At 58.4% G+C, this 26,927-nt stretch carries 23 protein-coding genes; 13 read left to right on the top strand and 10 right to left on the bottom strand.

Features of this window, described 5'->3' with window-relative positions:
• Window positions 1-68 precede the first annotated feature (68 nt).
• Window positions 69-581 (top strand): O-acetyl-ADP-ribose deacetylase, encoded by a 513-nt coding sequence (locus E4021_RS01740; RefSeq protein ID WP_136456172.1) that lies wholly within the window; start codon window positions 69-71, stop codon window positions 579-581.
• A gap of 19 nt (window positions 582-600) precedes the next feature.
• Here E4021_RS01740 and E4021_RS01745 read toward each other — a convergent pair whose 3' ends face one another.
• Together E4021_RS01745 and E4021_RS01750 are read right to left on the bottom strand one after the other, a co-directional pair.
• On the bottom strand, window positions 601-1,107 hold the full coding sequence (locus E4021_RS01745; RefSeq protein WP_136456173.1) for a thioredoxin family protein: 507 nt from the start codon (window positions 1,105-1,107) through the stop codon (window positions 601-603).
• Window positions 1,108-1,162: 55 nt separating this feature from the next.
• Window positions 1,163-2,230, bottom strand: coding sequence for a PorP/SprF family type IX secretion system membrane protein (locus E4021_RS01750; RefSeq protein ID WP_136456174.1), 1,068 nt, complete (start codon window positions 2,228-2,230; stop codon window positions 1,163-1,165).
• A 59-nt stretch (window positions 2,231-2,289) separates the two neighbouring features.
• On the opposite strand from E4021_RS01750, the gene E4021_RS01755 reads away from it, so the two are divergent.
• The 3 genes from E4021_RS01755 to E4021_RS01765 all read left to right on the top strand — a co-directional run bounded on the left by E4021_RS01755 (window position 2,290) and on the right by E4021_RS01765 (window position 6,216).
• Window positions 2,290-3,153: a C40 family peptidase gene (locus tag E4021_RS01755; protein ID WP_136456175.1), complete on the top strand. Its 864-nt coding sequence runs from the start codon at window positions 2,290-2,292 to the stop codon at window positions 3,151-3,153.
• Window positions 3,154-3,250: 97 nt separating this feature from the next.
• Window positions 3,251-5,449 (top strand): bifunctional alpha,alpha-trehalose-phosphate synthase (UDP-forming)/trehalose-phosphatase, encoded by a 2,199-nt coding sequence (locus E4021_RS01760; RefSeq protein ID WP_136456176.1) that lies wholly within the window; start codon window positions 3,251-3,253, stop codon window positions 5,447-5,449.
• Window positions 5,446-6,216 (top strand): SDR family NAD(P)-dependent oxidoreductase, encoded by a 771-nt coding sequence (locus E4021_RS01765; RefSeq protein ID WP_168797420.1) that lies wholly within the window; start codon window positions 5,446-5,448, stop codon window positions 6,214-6,216. Before E4021_RS01760 ends, E4021_RS01765 begins: the two co-directional genes overlap by 4 nt.
• Window positions 6,217-6,228: 12 nt before the next feature.
• Here E4021_RS01765 and E4021_RS01770 read toward each other — a convergent pair whose 3' ends face one another.
• Entirely contained in the window at window positions 6,229-7,626 is a 1,398-nt protein-coding gene (locus E4021_RS01770) for a type III PLP-dependent enzyme domain-containing protein (protein WP_136457223.1), read from the bottom strand.
• A 74-nt stretch (window positions 7,627-7,700) separates the two neighbouring features.
• Here E4021_RS01770 and E4021_RS01775 point away from each other — a divergent pair, with 74 nt between their 5' ends.
• The 4 genes from E4021_RS01775 to E4021_RS01790 all read left to right on the top strand — a co-directional run bounded on the left by E4021_RS01775 (window position 7,701) and on the right by E4021_RS01790 (window position 13,058).
• Complete coding sequence (locus E4021_RS01775) at window positions 7,701-9,479, top strand: acyl-CoA dehydrogenase (protein WP_136456178.1); 1,779 nt, start codon at window positions 7,701-7,703, stop codon at window positions 9,477-9,479.
• A gap of 377 nt (window positions 9,480-9,856) precedes the next feature.
• The gene (locus tag E4021_RS01780; RefSeq protein ID WP_136456179.1) at window positions 9,857-10,351 is read left to right on the top strand and encodes a VOC family protein; all 495 of its coding nucleotides are present in this window, start codon (window positions 9,857-9,859) and stop codon (window positions 10,349-10,351) included.
• Window positions 10,351-10,788, top strand: coding sequence for an OsmC family protein (locus tag E4021_RS01785; RefSeq protein ID WP_136456180.1), 438 nt, complete (start codon window positions 10,351-10,353; stop codon window positions 10,786-10,788). Before E4021_RS01780 ends, E4021_RS01785 begins: the two co-directional genes overlap by 1 nt.
• A gap of 215 nt (window positions 10,789-11,003) precedes the next feature.
• Window positions 11,004-13,058: a T9SS type A sorting domain-containing protein gene (locus E4021_RS01790; RefSeq protein WP_136456181.1), complete on the top strand. Its 2,055-nt coding sequence runs from the start codon at window positions 11,004-11,006 to the stop codon at window positions 13,056-13,058.
• 55 nt (window positions 13,059-13,113) lie between these two features.
• Here E4021_RS01790 and E4021_RS01795 read toward each other — a convergent pair whose 3' ends face one another.
• Together E4021_RS01795 and E4021_RS01800 are read right to left on the bottom strand one after the other, a co-directional pair.
• Window positions 13,114-13,956 carry a S24 family peptidase gene (locus E4021_RS01795; protein ID WP_168797421.1) on the bottom strand — a complete coding sequence of 281 codons (843 nt, stop codon included), beginning with the start codon at window positions 13,954-13,956 and terminating at the stop codon, window positions 13,114-13,116.
• A gap of 94 nt (window positions 13,957-14,050) precedes the next feature.
• A complete protein-coding gene (locus E4021_RS01800) occupies window positions 14,051-15,145 on the bottom strand; it encodes an endonuclease/exonuclease/phosphatase family protein (protein WP_136456182.1) in 1,095 nt (364 codons plus the stop codon).
• A 137-nt stretch (window positions 15,146-15,282) separates the two neighbouring features.
• Between E4021_RS01800 and E4021_RS01805 the strand changes: the two genes are divergently transcribed.
• The gene (locus tag E4021_RS01805; protein WP_136456183.1) at window positions 15,283-18,246 is read left to right on the top strand and encodes a PEP/pyruvate-binding domain-containing protein; all 2,964 of its coding nucleotides are present in this window, start codon (window positions 15,283-15,285) and stop codon (window positions 18,244-18,246) included.
• Between the two features lie 18 nt (window positions 18,247-18,264).
• Here the strand turns inward: E4021_RS01805 and E4021_RS01810 are convergent, their stop codons facing one another.
• Both E4021_RS01810 and E4021_RS01815 read right to left on the bottom strand, forming a co-directional pair.
• Window positions 18,265-18,906 carry a deoxynucleoside kinase gene (locus tag E4021_RS01810; protein WP_136456184.1) on the bottom strand — a complete coding sequence of 214 codons (642 nt, stop codon included), beginning with the start codon at window positions 18,904-18,906 and terminating at the stop codon, window positions 18,265-18,267.
• A 40-nt stretch (window positions 18,907-18,946) separates the two neighbouring features.
• Window positions 18,947-19,618, bottom strand: a complete 672-nt coding sequence (locus E4021_RS01815) for a hypothetical protein (RefSeq protein ID WP_136456185.1) — start codon at window positions 19,616-19,618, stop codon at window positions 18,947-18,949.
• Between the two features lie 185 nt (window positions 19,619-19,803).
• Between E4021_RS01815 and E4021_RS01820 the strand changes: the two genes are divergently transcribed.
• Window positions 19,804-21,147 (top strand): dihydroorotase, encoded by a 1,344-nt coding sequence (locus E4021_RS01820; protein ID WP_136456186.1) that lies wholly within the window; start codon window positions 19,804-19,806, stop codon window positions 21,145-21,147.
• A 192-nt stretch (window positions 21,148-21,339) separates the two neighbouring features.
• On the opposite strand, the gene E4021_RS01825 is transcribed toward E4021_RS01820, so the two are convergent.
• Window positions 21,340-22,743, bottom strand: coding sequence for a S8 family serine peptidase (locus E4021_RS01825; RefSeq protein WP_136456187.1), 1,404 nt, complete (start codon window positions 22,741-22,743; stop codon window positions 21,340-21,342).
• 5 nt (window positions 22,744-22,748) lie between these two features.
• Entirely contained in the window at window positions 22,749-23,264 is a 516-nt protein-coding gene (locus tag E4021_RS01830) for a shikimate kinase (protein ID WP_136456188.1), read from the bottom strand.
• A gap of 119 nt (window positions 23,265-23,383) precedes the next feature.
• Here E4021_RS01830 and E4021_RS01835 point away from each other — a divergent pair, with 119 nt between their 5' ends.
• From E4021_RS01835 to E4021_RS01845, 3 genes are read left to right on the top strand one after another with little or no spacing between them, the layout of a single operon-like run.
• Window positions 23,384-23,860, top strand: a complete 477-nt coding sequence (locus E4021_RS01835; RefSeq protein WP_211096944.1) for a DUF1573 domain-containing protein — start codon at window positions 23,384-23,386, stop codon at window positions 23,858-23,860.
• A gap of 13 nt (window positions 23,861-23,873) precedes the next feature.
• Window positions 23,874-24,185 (top strand): preprotein translocase subunit YajC, encoded by a 312-nt coding sequence (gene yajC / locus E4021_RS01840; protein WP_136456189.1) that lies wholly within the window; start codon window positions 23,874-23,876, stop codon window positions 24,183-24,185.
• A gap of 16 nt (window positions 24,186-24,201) precedes the next feature.
• On the top strand, window positions 24,202-25,131 hold the full coding sequence (locus E4021_RS01845) for a CdaR family protein (RefSeq protein ID WP_168797422.1): 930 nt from the start codon (window positions 24,202-24,204) through the stop codon (window positions 25,129-25,131).
• Between the two features lie 85 nt (window positions 25,132-25,216).
• Here E4021_RS01845 and E4021_RS01850 read toward each other — a convergent pair whose 3' ends face one another.
• Window positions 25,217-26,857 (bottom strand): caspase family protein, encoded by a 1,641-nt coding sequence (locus tag E4021_RS01850; protein WP_136456191.1) that lies wholly within the window; start codon window positions 26,855-26,857, stop codon window positions 25,217-25,219.
• Window positions 26,858-26,927: the final 70 nt, after the last annotated feature.

Here is a 26,927-nt window from a genome sequence, read left to right on the forward strand (position 1 = left end):
TTTTTTGGTTTTCGGGCCCGGGCCGCACCTAACTGCTCACCCTGGGTTCGCTCTGAAAATGCTGGTCTATGCGCATTTCCCTGCACCGAGGCGACATCACCACCCTCAAGGTCGATGCGATTGTTAACGCGGCCAATAGCTCTTTATTGGGGGGCGGGGGAGTGGATGGGGCAATCCACCGCGCGGGTGGCCCGGAAATACTTAAGGCCTGTCAGGAGATACGAGCCCGGCAGGGGGGATGTCCTACCGGTGAGGCGGTGGTGACCACGGCCGGACAATTACCCGCCAAATACGTTATTCATACGGTTGGTCCCGTGTGGGCGGGCGGCACCGCCGACGAAGCCGAATTGTTAGCCTCCTGCTACCGAAACAGCCTCCAACGGGCCGAAGAGATCGGATGCCGCACCGTAGCATTTCCCAACATCAGCACCGGAGTTTACGGGTATCCCCGCCGGGCGGCGGCGGAGGTGGCGCTGGCGGCGGTTCGAAAATTTCCGGCCCGGACCGTGGAAGAAGTCATATTCGTCTGCTTCGACGGGGAAAACTACAGTCTTTACGACCGGTTGCTCAAGGTGTCCTGAGGCATCCGGACGCGCACGCCTATTTGCTCAGCGAGTCAACGTAATCCTGGTAGGTCTGCCGCTTGAAGTGGTCGCCGCCCACGTAGGTGAGCTCCCGTAGCAGCGCTGCGGGCTCCTTAAATCCCGGACTGATGGTGATGCGCTTTTGCTCGTCGTCCAGATAAACGATGCTGGGATAGCTCATGCGCCCGTCCAGGAGGGCAACGGCGAGGGTGTGGACACCGCGCCGGCTCAGCGTGGCATCGTAGGTGAACTCGTGGCCATCGAAGGTAATTGGATCGCGTTGCTCGGCGTCGAGCTTGACGGGGTAGAAATGCTCGTTCACGTAGGCGACCACCTCGGGATCAACGAAAGCGGTCTTATCCATCCGCTTGCACCACCCGCACCAGTCGGTGTACACGTCCACCATCATCTTACGGGGTTCCTTTTGGCTGCGGGCTACGGCTTCTTCCCACGATAGCCACTCGATCTGGGCTGTGGCCGGGACCGATAACAGCAGGAGAAAAAGGGGAAGAAGAAGTTTCATGATCTGATCTTTGGTAGGTAGTAGCGGTGGAGCGCATCCTTATAGTATACCCTTACTAGAATTTCGGACAAGGAACCGCGGCATCGTCATCGGAAAGACCGGTAAAGGTGGCACTCAATTCAAACGCGGAGCGGTTCCGGTCGGTTGCGGTGAAGTCCCGCACGCTGGCGTCGTAGCTGAAGCCAAAGAGAAAGTCGGCTACCTCAAGGCCCATAAATCCGATTAGGGTTTCCGGGGCGAAACCATCCACACTGCGCGCCCCGCGCAGGTGGGCCCCGACGTGGAAGGCGGTACCGTCGCTGTCGTTGACGAGGAGGCGCAGGTTCGTACCCAGCAGGACCATGGCGTGAGGGCCCTGCGTCACGGCGTAGGCCCGGGGCGACAGTTGGGTGGTGAGGGAAAGGGGGATACGGAAGTTGACGTAGGCTCCATAGCGGGAGTACAGGGTATTGGTCACTTCAATATCTTCTCCCGCGGTGGCCAGGGCGTAGAAACTTTGTTCGGGCTGGCTCAGGTGATGAAGGCTCACGCCGGCGAACACGGCCGTGCGGCTCTGCGGGGTAAGGCTATAGTTGATGCCGATCTGATAGTCTCCGAAGGACACACTGTTCTCCGGTAAAACCTCCCCCCCGGCGCCGATCAGGTATCCGTCCAGGCCGTTGAATTCGTCCTCGAAGGTCAGGTCTCCGTAGCCGATGGTGCGCTGTACTACGCCGGCCTGGAATCCCGCACTTAAGGTTTCGGTACCGCGGGCGTCAAGCCGTTTGTGGTAGGCGCCTCCGACCATTACCTGATTGACCGAAAATCCGGCATCGGCCATCCGGTCGTTGTGGAACAGCACGCCGGCACCGAAACCGTCGCTGGTGCGGCGCTTGGGGTGAAAGTCGTAGTGGAAGTCGGCTGCGAAACTGGAGGTGCTGAACGGCGTCGCCATCGCCTGGCCCCACTGGCTGCGGTGATTCACCGCTACCCGGTAGCGCCCCGGAAACAGTCCGGCCAGGGCAGGGCTGAGCGTCAGGGGCGAAGCGAAGGTTTGAGAAAATAGGGCATCCTGAGCGGCCGCCCCCGCCGGCGCAAGCAGGCAACTCAGACAAATCAATACCGGAGCAAGGCTGAATCTCATCTGCCAAAGGTAAGCAGCCGGGGTGTCTTGACGGGTCGTTTGACCTATCTTGGCGGCCGATGCAGATCACCTACGCTACCGGCAAATACACCGCGGCCACGCTTCACAAACGACCCAGCGCCGGAGCGCCCTGGGTCAGCCAGTTATTGCTCGGCGAGGTGGTGCAGGTCCTGGAACCCGGGGAGCGATACAGTCGAGTGGTTACCCCGGAAGAAGAACTGGAAGGCTACGTCCTCACCGATCAACTGGTGACCGTGGACGAGGCTACCTACCGGCGACAACTGGATTGCCCGGCATTTGCCCTGGAACTGTTCTGTCCGGTGTTCAGCGACAATTTCGGCATGCCGGTGACCTTCGGTGCGCGGCTGCCCGCTTACGACGGCATTCAATTGTTGCACGCCGGGCAGCGGTTCCGCTACAGCGGGCAGGCACTTTTGAGCGAAAACCTGACTGCGGATGCGGACATGATGCTCCGCCTCGCGCGGAAGTGGCTTTTCACCCCGGAACTACGGGGCGGACGTACCCCCACGGGAATAGGATCTTCGGAGTTGGTCCAACTCGTGGCTCGGCTGGTCGGGCTGCGGCTACCCCGGGCGGCCGCCGACATGAGCAGCATGGGTCGGCCGGTCGACTTCGTGGTACAGTGTCAACCCGCGGATCTGGCCTTTTTTGATGACGGCCGCGGCCGCATCGAGCACGTAGGCCTCATCTTGCCCGACAGTCAGGTGCTCCACGTGAGTGGTCGCGTGAGGGTCGACCCGCTCGATCATTTCGGCATTTTCGATCGCGAGGGGCGGCGCTACAGTCACCGCCTGCGAATCGTGCGCCGCTTCCTCCCCGACGCCCGGCCCACCGTACCGGTGAAGCTGGACGAGAAGCCGGCGGATCTCCCGTATGAAAGCCAGCAGATACTGATTTTTTAGTACCTTCCTCGCACCTGCGTCCGCGCCTGCTGTACTAATTGATGGAGGGTGGCGGCCCCGTTTATGTATCTGTATTCTGTTAAACACTACCCAGCACATGTCAAGACTTGTCATCATATCTAACCGTCTTCCCATCACGGTAAACCGTACCGACGGAGAGTTGCACTATCACCCCAGCGCGGGAGGTCTGGCTACCGGCCTAAACTCCCTGGATGACAGCTACAACAAGATATGGATCGGGTGGCCCGGCGAAGACATCACCAACGAATGGGAGCGTGAAGCCATCCGCAGCGACCTGATGAAGCGCAGTCTCGTACCCGTTTTCCTCACCGAACGCGAGATTGACCTGTACTACGAGGGTTTCAGCAACAAGACGATCTGGCCCCACTTTCACTACTTCACCGAGTACACCGTGTACAACGATGAAATGTGGAGCGCCTACCAGGAAGTGAATTTCAAATTCTTCCAGGCGGTGGAGGATGTACTGCGGGAAGACGATATGGTCTGGGTGCACGATTACCAGCTGATGCTGCTGCCGGCCATGATCCGGGAAAAATTCCCCAAGATCAGCATGGGTTTCTTCCTGCACATTCCCTTTCCCAGCTACGAGGTGTTTCGCATCCTGCCGTGGCGCAAGGAGATCCTGGACGGCATCCTGGGCAGTGACCAGGTGGGCTTCCACACCTTCGGCTACATGCGGCACTTTCTATCGGCGGCCTACCGGATCACCGGTTACGAGCACGAGTTCGGCCGCCTGACGATCGGCGAGCGGCAGGTCAACGTGGACGTGTTCCCCATGGGGATCGAATACGACAAGTACGCCAACCCCAACGTGGATGCGCAGAACGACCAGAGCAGCGGTGAAATCCGCAAGCTGCACGCCAGCCGCAAGATCATCCTTAGCGTAGATCGCCTCGACTATACCAAAGGCATCCCGCACCGCATCCGCGCATTCGGGCAGTTCATCCGCAAAAACCCCGAATACATCGGCAAGGTCAACCTGATCATGATCGTGGTGCCCAGCCGCGCGAACGTTGACCAGTACCAAAGCCTGAAAACGGAGGTGGACATCCTGGTCAGCCAAATCAATAGTGAGTACGGCACCTTCGACTGGATGCCGATCCATTACTACTACCGTTCCCTCAATTTCGCTGCCCTCACCACCCTTTACAAGGAGGCGGATATCGCCCTCATCACCCCCCTGCGCGACGGGATGAACCTCGTGGCCAAAGAATACATCGCGGCCAAAGACGATACCAAGCGCGGCGTGCTGATCCTCAGTGAAATGGCCGGGGCGGTGTACGAACTCAACGATGGTGCCATCACGGTAAATCCCCAAAGTGCTAATGAGATCGAGGCCGCCCTCATCGAAGCGCTGGAGATGGACGTGGACGAACAGCGCCGGCGCATGGAGGAAATGCAGGAAAAACTTAAGCAGTACGACGTCAAGCACTGGGCGGCTACTTTCATTCGCGAGCAACAAAAATTAAAAGAGAAGAATAAGATGCACCACACCACCCACCTCAGCGCCGAAGCCCTCGACGTCGTCGCCGAAAGCTACGAGCAGGCCGCCCACCGCCTGCTGTTCATCGACTACGATGGCACCCTGATGTCATTTGATCCCGATCCCCAGGCCGTCAAGCCGGATCAGGAAGTACTCGACGTGCTGGTGAAACTGGCTTCCGACCCCAAGAATACCGTGGTCATCAATAGCGGCCGCGACAAGACCACCCTGGAAAAGTGGCTCGGCCACCTCAATGTGGAAATGGCCGCCGAGCACGGTGTGTGGATGAAGGAAAAGCAGAACTGGCAATTGAATTCCAACGTCGTGGACGGCTGGAAACCCAAGGTGCGGGAACTCCTGGAAAACCTGGTGTCGCGCACGCCGGGCTCCTTCATCGAAGAGAAAGACTACAGTCTGGCCTGGCACTACCGCAATATCGACCGTGACCTGGGCAACAAGCGCGTGCGGGAATTCCGCGACATGCTCACCTACCTCATCCAGAACCAGGACCTGCAGGTGCTGGAAGGCAACAAGGTGGTCGAGATCAAGAATTCCGGCGTCAATAAGGGCAAAGCCACCCAGCACTGGGTCAACAAGCAGAAGTGGGACTTCGTACTCGGCATTGGCGACGACAGCACGGATGAGGATATCTTCCGCGCGCTGCCCGACTGGGGCGTCAGCATCAAGGTAGGACCGGGCCGTACCGCCGCCCGCTACAGTTTGACTGGGGTCAGCGAAGTACGGCGCTTCTTCACCCAACTGGGAGAGATCGCAGAGAAAGCAAAAGCTTGAGCGGCCTCGGAATCGTCACGGGCGCAAGTTCGGGCATCGGACGGGCCCTGGCGCGCGAGCACGCCCGCCGGGAGCGCGACCTTATTCTCGTCGCCCGCCGGGAACCGGAACTGAACGCCCTCGCCGCGGAACTGCGCACCCGCTACGGAGTTACCGTGGATGTGCTGGCGCGCGACCTGACCGATGCCGGTTCGCGAGAGGAACTCTCGGATTACGTCAATAAGCAAGGACTGACGGTAGATTACCTGTTCAACAACGCGGGATTCGGCGGTACCGGCGATTTCGCCGGGCAGGACTGGGGCCGGTTGTCGGATATGATCCAGCTGAACGTGGTGGCCGTCACCGAATTCATGCACCTTTTCCTGCCGGGCATGATCGAGCGGGGATACGGCAGGATACTGAACACCTCCAGCACGGCTGCCTTCATGCCGGGGCCGGGCCAGGCGGTCTACTTCGCCACCAAGGCCTTCGTCAACTCGGTGAGCAAGGCAGTTGCCGCGGAGGTATCCGGTAGCGGCGTGACCGTCACGGCCCTCTGTCCCGGGGCGGTGGATACGGGCTTCGCGGAAACGGCGGACATGGCGGACAGCCTGCTCTTTAAAACGGCCGGTACTCCGGAGTCGACCGCACGGCAGGGCTATACGGCCATGGAAGCGGGGCGGCTGGAAGTGATCACCGAAGTCGGAATGGGCATGATGATCAAGGGCGTGTTACCCTTCACCCCCGAGCGCCTTTCGATGGCCATCATCAAAAAATTGCAGTCTTAGCGCCGGACGACGCTAGTAGCCCAGTATCTGGAGCATGCTTTCGGCCGATTGCTTGCCGGCCAGTACGCGGTCGGTGAGGTTACCCTCTTCGTCGATGTCGATAATGATGTGCTGCGGACTCGGGATCATGCAGTGCTTGATGCCGCCGTAGCCGCTGATGCTATCTTGGTACGCGCCAGTGTGGAAAAAGCCCAGGTAAAGGGGTTCCTCATCGGTTTCCCGATCCACGGGCAGGTAGACCTGGCTTTCGTGGATCTCGGAGTTGTAGTAGTCGGAGTTATCGCAGCTCAACCCACCTATGTTAACACGGCGGTAATCGCGGTCCCACTTGTTAATGGGCAAAAGGATGAAGCGCTCACCGATGCCCCAGGCATCCGGCAGCGTGGTCATGAGCGAATTGTCGATCATGTACCACATCTCGCTGTCGTTCTGCTGCTTGCGCGCCAGCACGCTGAAGATGGTGGCACCGCTTTCCCCTACGGTATACTTGCCGAATTCGGTAAAGATGTCTGGCTCCGGTACGCCGTCTTCCTCACAGGCGTCGAGGATGTTTTTAACGATCTCCCGCACCATGTACTTGTAGTCGAACTCGAAGCCCAGACTGTTGCGGATCGGCATTCCACCGCCGATGTTGAGCGCGTGGAGTTTGTCGCTTTCCTGCTTCAGTTGCCCGTACAGGCGCACGGCCTTCTTCAGTTCGCCCCAGTAGTAGAGCGTATCCTTTATGCCGGTGTCGACGAAGAAGTGAAGCATGTGCAGCTCCAGTTTCTTGCTGTCTTTGATGCGCTCGCGGAAGAGGGGAAGCACGTCGCCATAGCGCAGTCCGAGCCGGCTGGTATAGAATTCGAAATTTGGCTCCTCTTCGGTGGCCATGCGGATGCCGATCTTGGCTACTCCCTCCACGTGGGTTTCGTAGTAGTCCAGCTCGTGGCTGTTGTCGACGACCGCGATTACATTTTCAAAACCGTCGTTCATCAGCCCTACGATTCCCGCCAGGTAGTTTTCCGGCTTGAAACCGTTGCAGACGATCTGGATCTTCTTGTCCAGTTTCTTGCGGGCGTACAGCCGCCGGATCAGGTCAACGTCATAGGCGGAGCTGATCTCCAGTTGAACGTCGTGGTCGAGGGCTTCCTCCACCACGTGGGCGAAGTGGCTGCTTTTCGTACAGTAGCAATACTGGTACTGTCCGGCGTATCCCTGGGCGCGCATGGCGCGGCGGAACAGATTGCGGGCTTCCTTGATCTTGCGGCCGATACTGGGCAGGTACGTCAGCTTGAGCGGCGTACCGTACTTCCTGATCAGATGAATAAGGGGGATGCGGTTGAAGGTCAGATACCCGTTGTCCATGTCAAATCCTTCCTGGGGGAAGTAGAAGGTCTGGTCAATCAGGTCGAAGTACTTATTTGCCACTCGCAGGTCATTTGGGGGGGCAAAGATACACAGGTGGCGCGGACGCAGGTGCAATGAATTCATATCTTTACCGTATGCAGTACATTTCCCTCCGCAACCTCCGCTTTATCCTCCACGAAGTACTCGATCTGGAAGAGGTGCGCGGTAACGAGCGGTTCGGGGATTTCGACCGCGAGGCCATTGATTTCAGCCTCGACGCGGCCGGGCAGTTGGCTGACCAGTACCTGCACCCGGTCTATACGAAAATGGACCGCGAGAAAGCCTATTTCGCCGACGGTGAGGTACATGTCCTCCCCGAAGTAGGGGAGGGGCTGCGCGCGCTCGGGTCCAGTGGATGGCTCAGCGCAGCATGGGAACCCGAGTACGACGGGCAGTTGATGCCCCTTACGGTTTTGAATGCGGGAACCCTCATCTTCCAGGCCGCGAATGGCAACCTGGCAGCCTATGGTCTGCTGACCAAGGGAGCCGCGAACCTGATTCTGGAGTTTGGCTCCGATGAGCTTAAAAACACCTACCTGAGTAAAATGGCCGCCGGAGATTGGCAGGGGACCATGGCCCTTACCGAACCCCAGGCGGGCAGCTCCCTGAGCGATATTACCTCCTATTACGAGGAACAGGAGGACGGCAGCTATCACATCTACGGACAAAAAATCTACATCAGCGGCGGCGACCATACCGAGGCGGAAAACGTGGTTCACCTCATGCTTGCCCGCAAGAAGGACGGACCGAAGGGCGTGAAGGGCGTCAGCCTGTTCGTGGTCCCCAAATACCTCCCTGGCCCCGGTGGCCTGACCGAAAACCACGTAACGACGGCCGGCATCTACGGCAAGATGGGGCAGAAGGGCTACGTCGCGGCCCACCTCATGTTTGGCGAACAGGGCATCACCCGGGGCTTCCTGGTGGGCGAGGAGTTAAGAGGTCTGAATCACATGTTCCTGATGATGAACGAGGCACGGATCGGGACAGGCATCATGGCTACGGGCGCGGCTTCGGCGGCCTACTACGCCAGCCTGCAATACGCCCGCGAACGCCCGCAGGGCCGACATCCGGGCAATAAAGACGTGAACGCGCCCCAGGTACCCATTATTGAGCACGCCGACGTACGTCGGATGTTGCTCTTCCAGAAGGCAGTAGTGGAGGGTAGCATTGCCCTGTTGCTGCAGTGCAGCCTCTACCAGGACCAGTACACCGCCCGCGGGGACGATCGCAGTCGTCTGTTACTGGAACTGCTCACGCCCATCGCCAAGAGCTTCCCCAGCGAATACGGCAACGAATCCGTAAGCCTCGCCATGCAGGTCATGGGCGGTGCCGGCTATACCGATGATCACCCCGTAGAGCAGCTGTTCCGCGATATCCGGGTCAATGCCATCTACGAAGGCACCACCACGATCCACGGCCTTGACCTGCTGGGGCGCAAGGTCATGCTTGAGCAGGGCAAAGCCGTAACCTACCTGGCTGAGGAAGCGCAATCCGAGATCGGCGCCGCCACCGGAAGTACCGCCAGTCTGGGAAGTGCCCTGGGCAAAGGCCTGGCCGAATTGCAGCAGGTACTGACGCAACTCCTTCAGCTGGCCAAGCGGGAAGACCCCCGCGTTTTCCTGGCCGATGCGACCATCTTCCTGGAATATTTCGGCCTCCACGTGATCGGGTGGATGTGGCTCAAGCAAGCGAACGCGGCGGAGCGCGCTTTGGACGCCGTCGAGGCAGATGGCGACCGGGACTTCTACCGCTCTAAACTGCAAACGGCCCGCTTCTTTTTCCAGTACGTGTTTCCTCGTACCGCGGGCCTGAAAAAAACCCTGCTTTCGGCCGACCGCGTTACCCTGGACACGGACCCCGAACTGCTGATGTGATATCGCGCTCTTACCCAGCTGACTTCCATATCGCTGTGGTTGCGACTGCGGGGGTCATTGGACATTTTGATTAGCGCTTCGACATCGGTAATCGGAATACGGTCTGCGGGTTATTCATGAGAACGAAATAAAACTCGCCGGAGGATTCATCTATGGTGGCCAATTCCATGGTTCCCCTGATTTCCTTTAAGGTGCGAAAGTGTTTTCCGCCCCCATTGGCGTAGGCGTCAATCGCAAATGGACCGTCTAAACTTAGGGCAGCTTACCGAAGCCTGTTCGATTTGGGGGAGGGGGTGCACCCTTATTACCGACTTGGTCGAGGCGGTGGTCCTGAAAGTAGCTGAGGGCGCGTATCTTGCCACACTAAACGAAGTCGCATGCGATACCTCACACTCCTGGTCTGCTGTTCGGCCATTTTTTCGTGTACCCCCCAACTGGCTCCCTTTGGTGAGGGCAACGGACCCTTCCGGGCCAGTTTCGACCATTACGCCATCAACGTGGACGACCTCCAGGAGAGCGCCGATTTTTACCAGACGGTCTTCCAGCTGGATACCATCTTCAACGGTACCGGGAAAGACCGCCGCGTATGGTTCTCCCTGGGCAATGGCATGGCCTTGCACATCATTGAAACGGACGTAGCCGACGTGAAGACGACCAAGGGAGTACACCTGTGTATGGCCGTTGCGGATTTTGATGGATTCGTACAGCACCTTCGCGACAAGAATATCCCGTTCGAAACCTGGCTTGGAGAGGCGATGAAAAGCAATACCCGCCCCGATGGCGTAAATCAGGTGTATATCCAGGATCCCGATGGGTACTGGGTGGAGGTGAACGACAACCGGACCCTGTGGGAAAAGAACCGTAGCAAGTAATGAAAGTAGAACTGAACCGACTCGACGATGCCTTCCTTTTTCAAACCACCAACGATGAGGGGCTGACGGTCACTACCGATGGGAGCCCCGACATAGGGGGGCAGGGCAAGGGCATGCGCCCCATGCAACTGGTACTGGCTGCCGTGGCCAGTTGCTCCAGCATCGACATCGTCTTGCTGCTCAAAAAGCAAAGGCAGGATTTGCAGGACATAAAGGTATCCGTAGAGGCGGACCGTAAGGAGTCCGAGCCCCGGACCTTCACGGATATTCACGTTCATTATCACCTGTTTGGTGAACTCGACAGGCGAAAGGTGGAACGGGCCTGCCGACTCAGTATGGAAAAGATGTGCAGCGTTTCCCTGATGCTGAAGGCCGGTGGCGTAAATATCACGTGGGCCTACTCTATCCAGCCGGGGGCAAGTCGGCTCATGGAGTAATGAAGGCCTGATTTCCGTATTAAATTTGGTCGGCGATATATTAATTTGCCTGGTTCGGGCATTTATTTCGTGCAATCATCGGAATCGGGCCGCTACTGCCCACCATTCCGGCAATACTATTGACGGTTGGCAGGATGGCGGTGGAACCGGTTCCGCTTACATCACCCCTATTTAATTTTCCCGCTTTTGCGGCCGATTAAAACTGTCGATTTCTCATGAATTTGCTTTCCGGAACTCCGACTTGTCGGGTCCTGCTCCGTGCATCGCTCATCATCCTCTTTTTTCCCTTCTCTCTTTATTCACAGACCTTCACGGGTAACGTCACCCTCACCACCCAGGCGGAGCTTGACGGGTTCACCAGTGGAGGCAGTCCGTATACCCAAGTCGAGGGTAACCTCACACTTGACGCCACCGGAACTATCACCGACCTGACCAATCTTGCTTCCCTCACTTCCATTACGGGTACCCTGACCATCACCAACTGGGGAGCCGACGATACGGCACCCGACTCCAACCCCCTCGGCGCCTTTTCCGCCCTTACTACAGTTGGGAACCTGCAAGTCGGCACGTCCGCCGTAGCCGGTGGATTGGGGCTAACCAACATTGGCTCCGATGGCCTGGCGCAGGTCGCCGGTCACCTCGTAGTAGAGAACTGCCCGGCGCTTGCCACGGCACGTTTTCCCTCGCTCACCCAGACCGGCGGCGATCTCAACCTGTCGGAGCTGCCGCAGTTGGACTACTTCAGCGGTCCGGTGCTCGGCACCGTCGGCGGACAACTCCGACTCAATGAACTGGATGACCTGATCAACCTCGACAGCCTGCCTAGCCTGTCCTCGATCGGCACGCGCCTCATCATTCGCGGCAACGATAACCTTACGACCCTCGATGGCCTTTCGGCCGGCGTCAGCGGGGGAGCCACTTTTATTCTGGAAGAGTTGTCGATCGAGTTTAATCCGTACTTATCAACAATTGAAGCGCTTGACGCTGAAGTCACTGATCGGTTCACACTCGGTTACAATAACAACCTGTTTCTATTAAGCGATCGGATAGCATTCGGCAATACTATGTCTTCAATAAAAATATATAACAATCTGGCAATAGAAGACTTGTCGGTAATATTTGATGGTTTGTCAACCGTCAATATATCCGACTTCGAAGTCTACAATAATGCTTCGCTTATTCAAATAGGAGACCAAGACTTCAATGTCACAAATAGTATCCTGTTTTCGGGTAATTACTCGGTTCCTAGTCTGCCGAATTTTTCGTCCACAACAGCTATTACAGGGGACCTGACCATTACAAATAACCTTCAACTCACGGAAACCAACTCATTGAGAAACCTCACCACAGTAGGTGGCGGCGTCACTCTGAAGGACAACGATTCGTTTACCACCACCTCGGCCATGATAAATACCCAGCCCGCCAGTGCGCTCACCGGCTTCGGTAGTCTGGAAAGGGCGGCGTTTCTGGTATTTGAGGGGAACGACGGAATGGAGAACCTGGATGATTTTACCTCGCTTACCGTCCTCGACAATTCTCTCCGAATCGCCAATAATGGATCCCTCGGCGACTGTTGTCAGCTGCCCTGCCAGGTCGTGGTGAACGGTACAAGCTTTGACACTTACAATGATGCGGTAACGGTCATCAACAATACGGGCATTTGCGCCGACAAGCCGGCCATCCGCAACAACTGCGCGGGTATGGGCTGCGCGTCGGCTGCTCCCGTCCGCTGGCTCAGCTTTACCGTCCGGCCAGGCAAAACGGGAATGGATCTGGTATGGACCACCACCGCGGAATGGGACCACGACCGCTTCATCGTGGAACGCTCGGCCGATGGCGTCGCTTTCCGTTCAATCGCGGAAGTCCGGCACGGGCAAGTCACGCCAGAGGGCACCACGTATCGTTTCCGCGACGAGCAATTCATCCCCGGCTATAATTACTACCGTATCCGGCAGGTAGACACCGACGGCTCCTTCAGCTACTCAGAGGTGGTAGAGTTGATGTCGGAGTCTTCGGACGGCACTCCACATATCTATCCTAATCCGGTCAGATCGGGTCAACCACTTATCGTTACGGTTCCAGCCGGCTGGTCTGGCGCTACCGTGATGCTGGAGATGAGATCAGCATCAGGACAACCGGTGGTTATCCGGCGGCTCATCCGGCCGGGGTCGAAAATTGAGATGGAAACGGATGGTCTGGTCCCGGGACTTTACCTGGTGCGGATATCCGATCGCGGGCACTGGGTATCGAAAAGAGTAGTGGTGCGCTGAACAAGTTAGCCGGCGTCCGTGGCTGTAATGGCACCTGCGCGCCGCCGCACTGTTGCTAGCCGCGGTTCTGGTTGTTTAGCGCCTTTTCTACCGATACGCCGAGGCGGTCGATCAGTTTGCCCTGCTGGGCGATGGTGGCCTTGAGCTCGGTCATTTCCTGGTGGACGTACCGTTGGATGTTCTGGGGGGAGGGCAGGAAGGGCGTAATGCGCGCGCGCACGTACCAGATCTCGCGCAAGTCGGCCAGGGGAATGCGGTAGGTTTCGTAGAAACTGTTGTCGGAGATGACCTCCAGTTCTTTAGTAGTGCCGAGATAGTTGCGGACCCTTTTCACTACCACATCGCTGCGGGTGACGATCACGTAGGCGTAATTGTCTTTGATGCCGCTTTCCCAGAGGGTAGGTTCCAGGAAGGCGCACACCACCTTGTCGCCTTCGAAGAGGGTAGGCTCCATGCTGTTGCCGGGTACGTCGAAACTGCGGTGGGTGCCCACTTTGTATTTGTAGTCGGGCAGACTGTAGGTGGGGAGGCTCTCGACGAAGGATGGGTCGCCCAACTCTCCGGCGTAGACCGACTGGGCCGGCAGGGGAACGTGGACGATCAGTTCGTCCTCGTCAGGCGTGGTGATCGTGGTCAGGACGCGGAAGTTCTGGTTGCTTTCCTCGGTCATGAACATCGGCCCGTCGCCGGTAAAGAGGTAGACGGGATTCAGCTTGTACTTCGTGATGGCCTGACGCAGCAATTCGATGGTCACATCTCGCCGACCCTTCAGAATTTCGCTCAGGGATTGGGGCAGGTAGTCCAGCGACAGCGCAAAAGCCCGGCTGGATCGGATGCGTTTCTCGGCTTTGAGCTTATCGTGACACTTGATAAAGCGCTGAGAAACAACATTTTTCATAGGGCGGTCGGTTGAGGGCGGGGGTCAAAGATAGTTCACACCGGCATAGCTACAGCAGTGACGGAAAGATTTAATGACACCTTTTTGCTAACAGCTATTCCTTCAGCACGGCATCGTCCTCGTGCCGTTTTCCCTTGGATATGGTTTCCTTGGCTTCTTCCATATCGTCGCCTTCGGGGGTCTCTCCCTGGTTTTCGTCCTGTTGGGGTTCGTAGCTCAGTTTTATCAAGACGGGGAAGTGATCGGAACCAACATAAGGCAGGCGCTCCAGGTCAAGCACGGCCAGGTCGCTGCTGTGGAAGACGTGGTCCAGCGGCCAGCGCAGCAGGCGGTGCTCGGCGTGGAAGGTGGAGAAGAGTCCGCGCCCGCGCCGGGGGTCCAGCAGGCCGCTCAGGCGCTGGAACAGGCGGGAGGAGTGCGACCAGGCAACATCATTCATATCGCCTGCTACGATGACGGTCCGGTTGGGTTTTTCCTTTATTTCCAGGCCGACCAGGGCCAGTTCCGCGTCGCGCCCCGTACTGGCGTAGGCTTCCGTGGGGCTGGGCGGCATCGGGTGCAGGAAATACAGGTCGATGCGCTGCCCGTTCTCAAGCACGACGGCCGTCTCAATACTGGGTATATCGTCCTTGATCCGGTACATCACCTTGGGGTCGATCAGCTCGAGCTTGCTCCACAGGTGCATGCCGTAGAGATTTTCGATGGGCACGAGGACGCGGTGGGGGTATTGGTCCTGCAGGCCTTCCATCAGTTTTTCCTCCCACCACTTGTTGGTCTCCACCGTCAGCAGGATGTCCGGGTTCACCTCTTTGACCAAATTGATTACCAGGTCGGTGCGTTTGTTGGTCTGCAGCACGTTGCTCATCATCAGGCTCAGGTGGCCTTCGGGTCGGTCAACGATCTCGGCATCCTTGGCGTCCTTGCCGTGCAGCGTCGTGTAGGGATAGATACGGTACGCCTGATACAGAGCGGACAGCACCAGGATGACGCTGACCGTAATGTTGAGGGCCGTGTTTTGCGGGTTCGACAGGATCCAGCAAATGGCCGCCAGGAACAGAAGGAAGGCCAGTTGCTGCCGGGGATAATCGAAGCCACGGATCCACCAGTCGTCGTACTTCAGAAAGGGCATGAGGGTGCCCAGCACGCCAATGGTCCCAAGTACGTATGCTAAGATTCTGAGTGCTATCACTTAAAAGGCGAGATTTGGTTTAGAAGCAAGCTAAACCTCACTATGTTCACGTTTGTCGCCTACATATCAGACTTACCTTTGAACGCGGTCCGGACACCCGGTGTATTAGCTAAAGCCCGCCTTATAAATCCCCTCTCATGTTTCCTTTCCACCGGTCGTTCCACCGGGTTCTTCCCCTGCTGCTATTCTCGCTGACGGCTTTCTTATCGCCCCTGGCCGCCCAGCCGTCCTCAGCCGAGGAAGTAGCCGCCCTGATTGATTCCTACCGAAAGGACCGGCGTGGACCCTACCGCGGCATCTTCTGGTTCTGCTCCGATGGCAGCCAGCGCGCGGCGCGCGACCCCTGTCCGAACGACGACAAGGCCCACCAGCACGCCGATTACCGTCCGGAAGTGAAGCGACTCATGCGGGAAGACCATCTTTTTCTGGGCCAGGTCCTGGCCGACACCGATAAAGCAGCCTTCTGGGACGCGGAGCACGACCACAGCCGGCTCAAGCAGTACCAGCTCAACAACTACCTCGTGGCCGTCGACAACGGCTGGATTCTCGAGCAGGCACGCTATTACCGCGGCGCTTTCCAGATCGAGGACGAGGAGGAGTGGGGCCGGGCCTTTTTCCGCTGGCTGCTGGCCAAGGACGAGGTGCTGCAAAAAGATTTCTACCTCATCGTTCAGGCGGCCCGCGACATTCCCCACCGTGGCGATACGGACCTCAACCAGCGCATTCGGGCGGTGAGCAAGGAGATTGCCGATAAGTACGAGGCTTTCATGGACCTGAGGATCAAGATCCACGGCCGTCCGGAGGGCGGGGACGCGGGTGCCGTGGAACGCTTCATCGAGCAACATGAGTCGGCACTGCAACAGCGCAACCTGCTCACCAAGGCCCGCCAACTTGTGGCCGACATCCGCTCGGCCTACGCGGGTAGCGATTTGGCCAATATTCGCGACTTGGTCAAGGAATTGCCCGCCGACGACTCCCTGCGTACCCGACTGACTACATTCGTGGAACGGCAGCAGCGGGTGGAAGACGGCGGCAACGACATTAGCCGCATTACCGCGGCGGCGGACCTCACGCTGGAGATTCGGCGCAGTCTGATCGGTACCCCCCGCAAGGCGCTGGATCGGCTGCGGCTTATTGACATCCTGAACGAGCTGAGCGACCTGATTTTCCGCTCCGCCGCCAACTGGGAGCCGGCCACGGCCCGCGACCAGATGGAGAAGATCTGCTACCTGGGGGTGGCAGCCACGGGGACCGGATTCATCGAACTGTGGGAGTACGAGGTGGCCCTGGGCAACATTGCCGACCCCGGCTACCAGTACATCTGGCCCGAAATGCTCACGGCCTATCTCGACAACGCCCGCCGCTTCGTGGAATGGGGAACGGCGACCAACCGAGTGACCTATGGCGACGTGGTCGAACGCTATGCTGAATTTGAACCCAAAGCCCTGGGTTTCCTCGACGACCAGATCCGCTCGTCGGTCCTCCTGCCGCTCGGTCAGGCCGTAGGTGAACTTGGCGACTGGCTGGCCCGCAACAGCGACAGCGGTAACCGATTGATGGACATCGAGTCGCAGGCGCAAGCGCGTGGCCTCAATCCTGGTTACGCCCGCGGCATCCTCCACCTGATCGAGGGAGCCCCCGACGGCGTGGAGGTTAACAACCGCGACATCTTCGCCTTCAGCCGGCCCCCGGCCGACCTTAAGCCCGTGGGGGGTATCCTTACCGTAAGCGAAGGCAATATGGTCAGCCACGTACAGTTGCTGGCCCGCAACCTCGGTATCCCCAATGCCGTGCTTACCGACCGCCAATTTGAGCAACTCAAGCCCTACGATGGTCAGGAAGTCTTCTACGCCGTTTCCAGCGCCGGATCGGTGGTGATGAAGCCCGTCGACGAAATGAGCGAGACGGAACGCGACCTGTTTGCCGTCAAGGAGCGCAGCCAGCAAAAAATAACGGTACCCGTGGACCGCATCGACCTGTCTACCCGCGACGTACTCAAATTAAGCGAAGTAGACAGTGAGGACAGCGGCGTGCGCTCCGGACCGAAAGCCGCCAACCTCGGTCAATTGAAGCAACTGTTCCCGGATAACGTGGTGAACGGATTGGTAATCCCCTTCGGCATCTTCCGCGAGCACCTCGATCAACAGATGCCTGGCCAGCCCGACGAGGTGAGCTACTGGGAGTTCCTAAACAATCGATTTGCTCGGGCGGCCCAGATGGAAAAGGACGGTGCCGCTCCGGAAGAGATCGAACGTTACACCCTGGAACAACTCGCCACCTTGCGCGAGGCAATCAACCAGATTAAGATCCAGGGCAAACTGATCGCGCAGCTGCGCGAGGGCTTTCAGGAGCAGTTTGGCGGTGCGTTTGGCAGCGTACCCGTATTCCTGCGCTCCGACACCAATATGGAAGACCTGGAAGAGTTTACCGGTGCCGGACTTAATAAAACCGTGTTCAACGTGGTCGACCAAACGGCCATCCTGAACGGCATCAAGGAAGTATGGGCCAGCCCCTACACGGAACGGAGTTACCGCTGGCGGCAACGCTACCTGCTCAACCCCGAAAACGTATTCCCGAGCATCCTGATCATCCCCAGCGTGGACGTGGACAACTCCGGCGTCATGATCACCAAGGGGGTGACCACCGGCAACGACGATGATATTACCGTAGCGTTCAGCCGCGGCGCCGGAGGTGCCGTAGATGGGCAGGCGGCCGAAGCCTATCTGCTGGAGCATACCGGCCGATTCATCCTGCAAGCACCGGCTCGCGAGCGCATGCACCGCCGACTGCCCGTAACGGGTGGCAGTGTGATGGTCGCTTCGGCCTTCGACGAACGCATTCTCAACCGGAAGAACTTGGAGGAACTGTACGTGCTGGGGCAGCGGGTGGAGGAAATCATGCCGAAGGCCCCAGGCGTTCGTACCGAGGGCCCCTTCGACGTGGAACTGGGCTTCAAGGATGATAAGATCTGGCTCTTCCAGATCCGTCCGTTCGTGGAAAACGACAACGCCCAGCGTTCGGAGTACCTGCAGAGCATCTCGCCACCCAAGCGCGAGGGCGTGTACATCGACCTGTCGTCGAAATTACGGGAGGAGGACTAAAGAAAGACCGGAGCCGGTTCAAGCATCCTTGAACAGTCCGTGCAGCTTTCCGTCGACCATATTGATCACCTTGCCGAGGTCTTCTTTCTTGTTTACGAAATCGACTTCATCGACGTTGATGATAAGGATATTGCCTTCCCGGTATTCCCGGATCCAGTCTTCGTACCGGCGGTTCAATTGCTTAAGGTAGTCCAGGCTCATGGTGCCCTCGTAGTCGCGGCCCCGGTTCTCGATGTGGGCTACCAGTGTGCCAATGCCGGCGCGCAGGTAGATCAGCAGATCGGGTGGCTTGATGCGACTCGTCATCGTGTGGAATAACTGCGTATAGCTGTCAAAGTCCCGCTCCGTCATCAGACCCATACCGTGCAGGTTGGGTGCGAAGATGTGGGCGTCTTCGTAGATGGTTCGGTCCTGAATGACCGGGTGATCGCCGGTCTGGATATCGATGATCTGCTTGTACCGGTTGTGCAAAAAGTAAACCTGCAGGTTAAAGCTCCAGCGCTTCATATCGTTGTAGAAGTCGCTCAGGTAGGGGTTGTTGTCCGCACTCTCGTAGTGGACTTCCCAACCAAAGTGCTGGCCGAGTTGACGGCAAAGGGTGGTCTTGCCGGCACCGATATTTCCGGCAATGGCTATGTGCTTGAAGGGCGATTTTTCCATAGACCCGCAAAGGTAGAAAAGCCGCCGGCTAAAAGGGGCATTACCAGCTCCAACCGAAGCGGGCTTCGATCTGTACGACGGCTCCGCTTACGTCCTTGGCCGTCACGACGTCGGAATCCACGCCGCTGGCAAAGCGGTACCCGCCTTCGATGCCGAGCCGGAACCACTGAAAGAGGTTAAGTTCGGCACCGCCCATCACCTGGCCGACCAGCATGCGGTCGCGGCCCTCGTTCTGAACGTCGATCCGCCCCGGGCCCACGATGGCGGTGAAGCGCGGATGGATCACGTTATCGGCGCCGGGCATGAGGCCGATGATGAATCCTCCGTGGCGGAATTCGTATTCTGGCCGACTGCCGATCAGGGGCGCTTCATCCGTGGTAAAGGGTTCACGGGCTTTCCAGCCGCCGTAGCCGAGAAAAACGTTCTCTCCGAATTCAAGCCCGCCGAATCCGCCCCGCACCAGCGACCAGTCGTCGCCTGTCGCGGAATAGTTGTAGGTGGGACCGCCCCAGGCCCCGCTCAGATCCAGGTCGCCCAGCAAGGTTTTTTCCCGCCGGGTGGAGTAGTCGGCGGAGGAGGAAGTGGAAGGGCTGTAGCTCGTCCGGTAGGCAGGGACCCTGGTAGAGGGCACCGGGCCCTCGTGGTAAGCGAGTTCCTGGGCCGAGGCACCGGCGGCAAAAAGGCAAAGGATGAGTAAATACAAGGTCTTCATGGGTATTGCGATTGTGGGTTAATGCGGCACCCGCGCGCCCGCCCTAAACGGAAACACAGGTTGGACGAAAGGCGTTTGCCGATCCCCAAAGGTTGCAGCAGGAGGTCTTAAAAACTGTGAGCATTCTATTAAGGTGGTCCTAAAATCGATTGACGGTACCTTACATTGCCGCAAAAGCAAGCAAAATGGGAAAAGGAAGCATTCTGATCAAGGGAGGTACCGTCGTGAACCGTGGCCAACGCCGCGTGGCTGATCTGCTGATCGAAGACGGGTTCATCACCCGCGTGGAGGGGTCCATTGATACGGCGGCCGACCGGGAAATCAACGCGGAAGGATGTCTGGTTCTGCCGGGCATCATCGACGACCAGGTCCACTTCCGCGAACCCGGCCTTACGCATAAGGCTACCATCGGATCGGAGGCCCGCGCAGCCGTAGCCGGCGGGACAACCTCCTTCATGGAAATGCCGAACACCAAGCCATCGACACTGACGCAGATGCTGCTCGAGGAGAAGTACCGCATCGGGGCCAATACCAGCGTGGCGAACTACAGTTTTTACATGGGGGCTTCCAACGACAATCTGGATGAAGCCCTGCGCACCGATCCCGCCTCCGTCTGCGGACTAAAGATCTTCATGGGGAGCAGTACCGGCAATATGCTGGTGGACAACGAGCGGACCCTGGATACCCTTTTTTCCCAGATTCCCCTGCTGATCGCTACGCACTGCGAAGACGAGGAAACCATTCGCCGCAATGCCGCCGCGGCCCGCGAGCGCTACGGTGAGGACATCCCGGTGCAGGAACACCCGAACATTCGGTCGGCCGCCGGCTGTCTGAAAAGCAGCAGTCTGGCTATTGAGTTGGCGCAGCGTCACAACACCCGGCTGCACATCCTGCACATCAGTACGGCCGACGAGGTGGGGCTTTTCCGGAACGACATTCCCTTGGAGCAGAAGCGCATTACGGCGGAGGTTTGCGTACACCACTTGACCTTCAATGCTGCGGACTACGATCGGCTAGGCAACCGCATCAAATGTAACCCGGCCATCAAGGCGGAACACCACCGCGCCGCCCTGCTGCCGGCCCTGCTCGACGATCACTTTGACGTAGTGGCAACCGACCACGCGCCCCATACTGCGGAGGAAAAAGCGCAGGACGACTACTTCAAGGCGCCGGGCGGGCTGCCGCTGGTGCAGCACAGCCTGGACATGATGATGCGCCTGGAACAGCAGGGGCACATCAGCGTGGAAAAGATCGTAGAGAAAATGTGCCATGCGCCCGCCATATGCTTTCAGATCGACCGGCGCGGGTACCTAGATGAGGGTATGTGGGCCGACGTGGTGATCTACGACCCGAAGACGACCTGGACGGTGGCTCCAGATAACATACTATACCACGTGGGCTGGTCTCCATTGGAGGGCATGACCTTCCGGGGGCGGGTACGCGAAACCATCGTGAGCGGACGTCTGGCTTTCGCCGATGGCAAGGTGCGTGACGAAGTGAGGGGGGAGCGGTTGGCCTTCCGCCGATAAAGAACCCCGGTCATCCAGGGGATGCCGGGGCTCGTTCCAACTTACTGATACCAAATAAAAAAATCGGTGACGGGGCGATGCCCGGCTGTTCCTTGGTCTCAACAGCACAATGCCTGTGTGGTTGGCTGCGGGATTCTCAAAAATAACTAACGCGACCGGCCGGTACAAGCAACTTACCAAAAAAGCCGCGGTTTAGGGCTGCTGCCGGCGGTCTAGCAAGTACCGGTAGGCGGCGGCAAAATCCGGTTTTCCGTAGCCCAGCGTACTGTCGGGAGCCTCGGCCTGGGAGGCCGTGCTGCGGATGGCAACCAGGATTTCCTGGTTGGTTGCGTCGGGTACCGCTTGCAGCAGACAGGCCACCAGACCGGTGACCAGTGGAGCACTCAGGCTGGTGCCGTTGGCTCCGGTGAGTCCCTTGCCATTGGCGGCTACGGCGGCGACCATCACCCCTGGACCACTGACGTCCGGCTTGATTCTTCCATCGGCGGTGGGGCCGAAACTGCTAAAATAGGCGCGTTCGTCGCTGGCATCGAGGGCACCGATGCTGAAGGCCTTTTCCGCGTCGGCGGGAATCCCGATGTGTTTCCATTCTCCCGCGCCGCTGTTACCGGCGCTCGTCACTACGATTATTCCACGGTCGAAGGCGCGGCCTATGGCTACCGAAGCGGGTGACGTCAGTCCGTTGAGGTCCGCATAGGTGTAATCCATACTGGCGTCCGTGAAGGTGGTATATCCCAGGCTGCTGTTCACCACGTCGACGCCGGCACTGTCGGCCATTTCCAGGGCGATGGCGTAGTTGATTTCTTCCAGCCGATGCTCTCCCCGGCTGTTTTCTGTTTTGAACAGGAGGTAGCGCGCCTCGGGTGCCGTACCGATAAAGAAGAAGGGGTGGTGGGCCGCCATGGTGCTCAGTACCGTTGCGCCGTGCGTTGACCCGTCGAGCGCGGTGCTGTCCTGCTCCACGAGGTCGTAATTCCCGGGCACTGCTTCCACCTGGTCGTAACCCAGGAAGTCCTTGTACTGCACGCTGGGAAAGCCGCCGTCAAAGACCGCCACCAGCACGCCGCGGCCGCGGAAACCGAGTCGGTGGAGACTGTCGCCGTTCATCCGGGCCAGGTCGGGGTAGCCGTACCCGTAGAAGGTTTCGTTAACCGGCACGCTGCCCACCACTGGGGCGGGTTGATCGAAACGGGCGGGGCGGGGTAGGGCGGTTGTCCGATCGTACTGTTTGGGAGCGGCGTAGAAGATGGTGTCGACGAAAGGCAGGCGCTGGATGCGGTCGATTTGCCGCGCGTCGGCCACGACCACGACTCCGTTCATCCACCGGCTGCGGAGCCAGATCACCGCGCCCTGGCCAACCACCTTGGCTTCGTAGTCCGGGTTGATGGGCAGATCCAATTCGGTAACGGCGGTGCCAAGCTTTTCCCGCCGCGCCAGTGCCCGCGCACTCAGAAATTCGGTAGGCTCATCCAGTCGATAGGGCGAATCAGCCTTGTCGGAAAACCCGACAAAATACATGCCCGGCTCGGAGGTGTCCTGGGCGTAGGAAGCGGTAGCTGCCATTACGCACAACAGCAGGAAAAATAGACGAGGCATAGGGTTTAATTGGAAGGGTAAGCGGTGATCCGTTTTTCCAGCAAACGCGGAATGTCCTGCTTTGGGTTATGCTGTACGACGTGTATGTGCGCCTGTTCGTAGATCTTCCGGCGTTGTGTCATTTTGCGGTCGATCAGTTCGGCCAGGTCGTCCGTCCCGTGCAGCAGGGGGCGCTTGGCCCGTTCGTTGGTCAAACGCCGAATCAGAATGGCCGGATCGGGATCCAGGAAAACGGTCCGGCCGTGGGTATTCATCCACTTCATATTGTCGTGGCAACAGGGCGTTCCGCCTCCGGTGGCGAGGACAAACATGGGCAGGGCCAGAAATTCACGGAGCATGCTCGTTTCCAGGTCGCGGAAACTTGCTTCACCAATCTGGGCGAAAAGTTCGGCGATGGACATACCGGCGCGCTGCTCAATGTACTGGTCCAGGTCGATGAAGGGTAGCCCGAGTCGCCGGGAGAGGCGGGAGCCGACGTAGCTTTTACCCGAGCCCATGAAGCCGGTGAGGAAGATGCGCATTGACGGTGGTGAATGATCTGATCTGGTAAATATAGCTTCGCCCGTGCGTCATTCCATTCGGCGGGCCGTTTTAGCCGGTTGGCTACGGCAATGTATCTTTGCCGGCTAACCGGGACGCTATGCTTCGATTCAGCTTTTACATACTCTTGCTTGCCGGCATCTGGTCCTGCGCCGACGCTCCGGAGCCCGATCCGGTGATGGAAGTGAAACCCACCGGAAACGCCAGTTTGATCCGTAATCCGGTAGCCGATGCCTCCGCGGCACCGGCCGACACCAGTGCGGTGGCCAGAATGACGTTCGAAGAGAATGAATTCCAGTTCGGGGAGGTAAAAGAAGGCGCGATTGTGCGTCACACCTTCCGCTTCACCAACACGGGGCGTACGCCGCTGCTCATCACCGACGCCCGGTCGACCTGCGGCTGTACCGTGCCGAGTTATCCCGAACAGCCCATCGCGCCAGGTGCTTCCGGCACCGTAGAGGTCGTATTTAATACGGCACACAAATACGGACGGCAGCGGAAGCCCGTTACCCTTACCGCCAACACTTATCCGTCAATGACCACGATCTACGTGGACGGGACGGTCATCAACGAATAAAGGATTTACGATTATGACACTTTTACTTCAAGCGGGCGGAGACCTGTTTACCAACGGATTTTTTATGATCGCCATGCTGGTGGTCCTGGTATTTACCATGATTATCCCGCAGCGCCGCCGTAGCAAACAGCAGAAGAACTTCATGTCCGAACTCAAAAAAGGACAACGGGTAGTGACCGCAAGCGGAATACTTGGCATCATCGACAAGGTGGAAGACCAGATCGTCACCCTGAACGTAGGCAATAAGACCTACCTTCAAGTCACCAAAAACGCGATCTCGAAGGAACTTACCGATGCCATCTACCCTGCAAAGACTGAAGGATAGTATCCCGCTGCGGAACATGGCCACCACGGACCGGCAGATGCTGCTGATCTGTATCGGGCTGGCGTTCGTTTTCTGGCTGATCCTCAACCTTTCGCAGGACTACGAAATCAACAAGACGGTGATGCTACAGTATTCGGTCAGTAACGACCGTGCGTTGGCCGGCACGCCGCCACGTAGTGTACCTGTGCAGATCCGCGGACGCGGCTGGAACCTGATCTGGGAGAGCATGCGCGGCAGCGAGATGAGCGTGCAGCTGGACGTCGGTGCCGATGAGGACTACCTGCTAAGCCGGAACGTACTCGAGCAGGAAATCCGCCGGCAACTGACCAGCGGCGATCTGGAGATCGACAACATCGGTTACGACCCCCAACGGATCCTGACTACTCCCCGTGACGGAAAACGGGTGCCCATCATCTCCAACGTAAAAGCCAGTTTCGGACCAGGATATGCAGCCGTGAACGGGGTAACCTTGCAGCCCGACAGCGTAACGGTGAGCGGCGCCATTGATGAACTGGAAGAAATCACTTCCTGGCCCACTGAGCCACTAATCCTCGAAGGCCTGGAGGAAAGCATTCGAACCAGCGTAGCCCTGAAACCTCCCCCGGAAGGCCTGAAGTTGAATTACGATGAAATACGCCTGGCGGTTGACGTAGAGGCCTTTATCGAGCAACAGTTCCGAATACCAGTGACGCTTTATAATGCTCCCCCCTCGGATTCATCCCGGGTGTTTCCGCCCTACGTCACGGTCACCGCCACGGTGCCTCAACGCGCCTTTGGCACCATTCGGGAGACCGACTTCCGAGTGGAAGCCGACCTGAGCCGCATGAAGACGAACGACCCCTATAATACCGTTCCGTTGACCCTGACCCGCGTGCCGGAGAACATCAGTCGCGTGGACTTCACGCCCCGGGCGGTAGAGTACTATATCTACAACCGCCCGCAGTAGCGAAGGGTAGTGCCTTAAAGATTTACCGCAGGGATAATCGCGTAGCCGATCGAGCCAGTCTAGACTGGCCATGGCACGACGTTCACTACCGCGCCCGCATGACCGAGATGGGCATCTGCTCGTCGTAGTTTCCGGTAAGCGTAGGCGTCTGGACGTTGCCGGTGTAGCCCCGAACTTCACGGTGCACATAGTTGAACAGTTCCTGGATGGATACCATGCCGTCCTGGTTGACGTCGGCTTCTCCTTTCATGCCGCGAATGAGGTAGTGACTGAATACGCCGGAACGGAGTCCGCCGTCCTCGAGACTGATTTCTTCTCCGCGGCTGGACATCATCAGGGCGGTGGAAGCCTTGGCATTCGTCAGGGCCGAGTAGTAACCCGTCAAAGCGGCCTGGTTACTGCCAACCCCGCGGGCCACCAGACTGCCGCTGTGGCAGGCATCGGCGATCACCAGTTTATGGCGTGAGCGACTGTTTTGCAGAATCTCGTGTACGTCCTCGTGCGCCAGGGCCTGGGCTTGACCGTCGTAGTCGACCGGCAGAAAGGAACCTGGCAGACCATGGCCGCTGAAATAAAAAAGAATGACGTCGTTTTCATCGGCCTGGCGGTAAGTGTCGCGCATAGCAGCCAAGATATTATCGTGGGTGGCGTCCTCATCAATGAGCACCTTCACCTGATCGTCGGACAAGGCCCCGCCTTCAATGCTTTTCAGGAAGGCGTAGAACTGGTACGCATCGTCATCGGTGTACCGCAGGGTCTTCATGTGCTGGTAGTAGGCGCAGCCGACCACTACGGCCCAGACCTTTACTTCCGGATCGAATTCGCTGGAGGCTACGGCCGCTGCGGGTTGACCCGTGGCCGAATACATGCGGCGGTACAGCTGACCGTCGCGCCAGATGCCACCTTCAATTTCCCCGCCGGCATATTGCATTACGCCCAGGCCGTTGGGACGGTGGTTGTGGAACTGCCCGTGGTAGCTGTTTCCGTTGGGGAAGATGACGGTGCCCTTGCCGTTGGGGGTGCCGTTGCGCGTCTCGCCGAAGAAGGTAGTGCCGTCGGCGTAGGTGTAGCGGGAGTCGCCGTCGGGACATCCCTCGTTACAATTGACTAGTTGTGCTGTATTGCCGATGAAGCCCAGGGTGGCCCAGTCGACTTTCGGCACACCGTTTTCCCATTCCCCGTTGTATTCCGTGCCGTCGGCGTAGATCATGCGTCCGTTGCCGTTGCGTTGGTTCTGCTTCCATTCACCCCGGTACACGTCACCGTTGGCGAATTCCATGGTGCCGTAGCCTTCCATGACATTGTTGACCATATTCCCCACGTAATAGTCCCGGTTGGCAAAGGCGAAAGCGGCTTCGCCCTGCAGGCGATCGTCCACCCAGGTGCCGATGATCTCTCCGCCCGCAGCGTAGACCACCTTCCCGCGACCGTGGCGGCGGCCGTCGCGCCACATTCCATCGTACAGGTTCCCGTTCGCGTCCTGCAGGGTGCCGTACCCGCTTTGTAGTTGGTTGCGGAAGTTGCCGCTGAAGACCGACCCGTCGGGGTAGGTGAGGGTGCCCTGTCCCTCGAATTTTCCTTTTTTAAAGTTACCGGTATAGAGTGCTCCGTCGGCGAACCGCAGAATACCTTCTCCCTCATAACAATTGCCGCGTTGGCAGCGCCCCTGGGCGCTAAGTACCGCGGTGCAGAAAAGCAGCAGCGGTAGAATGAAAGATTTTAACATGTTTGACGTGTAAGAATGTGTACGGTATCAGTTTCAATCCCAGGTACCCTTCCCCCTAACGGGAAGCGTC

Source organism: Neolewinella litorea, from assembly GCF_004803465.1.
Taxonomy (GTDB): domain Bacteria; phylum Bacteroidota; class Bacteroidia; order Chitinophagales; family Saprospiraceae; genus Neolewinella; species Neolewinella litorea.

Excerpts from the sequence above, each read along its gene's own strand:
- E4021_RS01805 (WP_136456183.1), top strand. The coding sequence starts at position 15,283 with ATGTTTCCTTTCCACCGGTCGTTCCACCGGGTTCTTCCCCTGCTGCTA.
- E4021_RS01810 (WP_136456184.1), bottom strand. The coding sequence starts at position 18,906 with ATGGAAAAATCGCCCTTCAAGCACATAGCCATTGCCGGAAATATCGGT.
- E4021_RS01835 (WP_211096944.1), top strand. The coding sequence starts at position 23,384 with ATGCTTCGATTCAGCTTTTACATACTCTTGCTTGCCGGCATCTGGTCC.
- E4021_RS01790 (WP_136456181.1), top strand. The coding sequence starts at position 11,004 with ATGAATTTGCTTTCCGGAACTCCGACTTGTCGGGTCCTGCTCCGTGCA.
- E4021_RS01795 (WP_168797421.1), bottom strand. The coding sequence starts at position 13,956 with ATGAAAAATGTTGTTTCTCAGCGCTTTATCAAGTGTCACGATAAGCTC.
- E4021_RS01815 (WP_136456185.1), bottom strand. The coding sequence starts at position 19,618 with ATGAAGACCTTGTATTTACTCATCCTTTGCCTTTTTGCCGCCGGTGCC.
- E4021_RS01755 (WP_136456175.1), top strand. The coding sequence starts at position 2,290 with ATGCAGATCACCTACGCTACCGGCAAATACACCGCGGCCACGCTTCAC.
- yajC (WP_136456189.1), top strand. The coding sequence starts at position 23,874 with ATGACACTTTTACTTCAAGCGGGCGGAGACCTGTTTACCAACGGATTT.
- E4021_RS01825 (WP_136456187.1), bottom strand. The coding sequence starts at position 22,743 with ATGCCTCGTCTATTTTTCCTGCTGTTGTGCGTAATGGCAGCTACCGCT.
- E4021_RS01780 (WP_136456179.1), top strand. The coding sequence starts at position 9,857 with ATGCGATACCTCACACTCCTGGTCTGCTGTTCGGCCATTTTTTCGTGT.
- E4021_RS01740 (WP_136456172.1), top strand. The coding sequence starts at position 69 with ATGCGCATTTCCCTGCACCGAGGCGACATCACCACCCTCAAGGTCGAT.
- E4021_RS01850 (WP_136456191.1), bottom strand. The coding sequence starts at position 26,857 with ATGTTAAAATCTTTCATTCTACCGCTGCTGCTTTTCTGCACCGCGGTA.
- E4021_RS01820 (WP_136456186.1), top strand. The coding sequence starts at position 19,804 with ATGGGAAAAGGAAGCATTCTGATCAAGGGAGGTACCGTCGTGAACCGT.
- E4021_RS01745 (WP_136456173.1), bottom strand. The coding sequence starts at position 1,107 with ATGAAACTTCTTCTTCCCCTTTTTCTCCTGCTGTTATCGGTCCCGGCC.
- E4021_RS01775 (WP_136456178.1), top strand. The coding sequence starts at position 7,701 with ATGCAGTACATTTCCCTCCGCAACCTCCGCTTTATCCTCCACGAAGTA.
- E4021_RS01760 (WP_136456176.1), top strand. The coding sequence starts at position 3,251 with ATGTCAAGACTTGTCATCATATCTAACCGTCTTCCCATCACGGTAAAC.
- E4021_RS01830 (WP_136456188.1), bottom strand. The coding sequence starts at position 23,264 with ATGCGCATCTTCCTCACCGGCTTCATGGGCTCGGGTAAAAGCTACGTC.
- E4021_RS01785 (WP_136456180.1), top strand. The coding sequence starts at position 10,351 with ATGAAAGTAGAACTGAACCGACTCGACGATGCCTTCCTTTTTCAAACC.
- E4021_RS01845 (WP_168797422.1), top strand. The coding sequence starts at position 24,202 with ATGGCCACCACGGACCGGCAGATGCTGCTGATCTGTATCGGGCTGGCG.
- E4021_RS01750 (WP_136456174.1), bottom strand. The coding sequence starts at position 2,230 with ATGAGATTCAGCCTTGCTCCGGTATTGATTTGTCTGAGTTGCCTGCTT.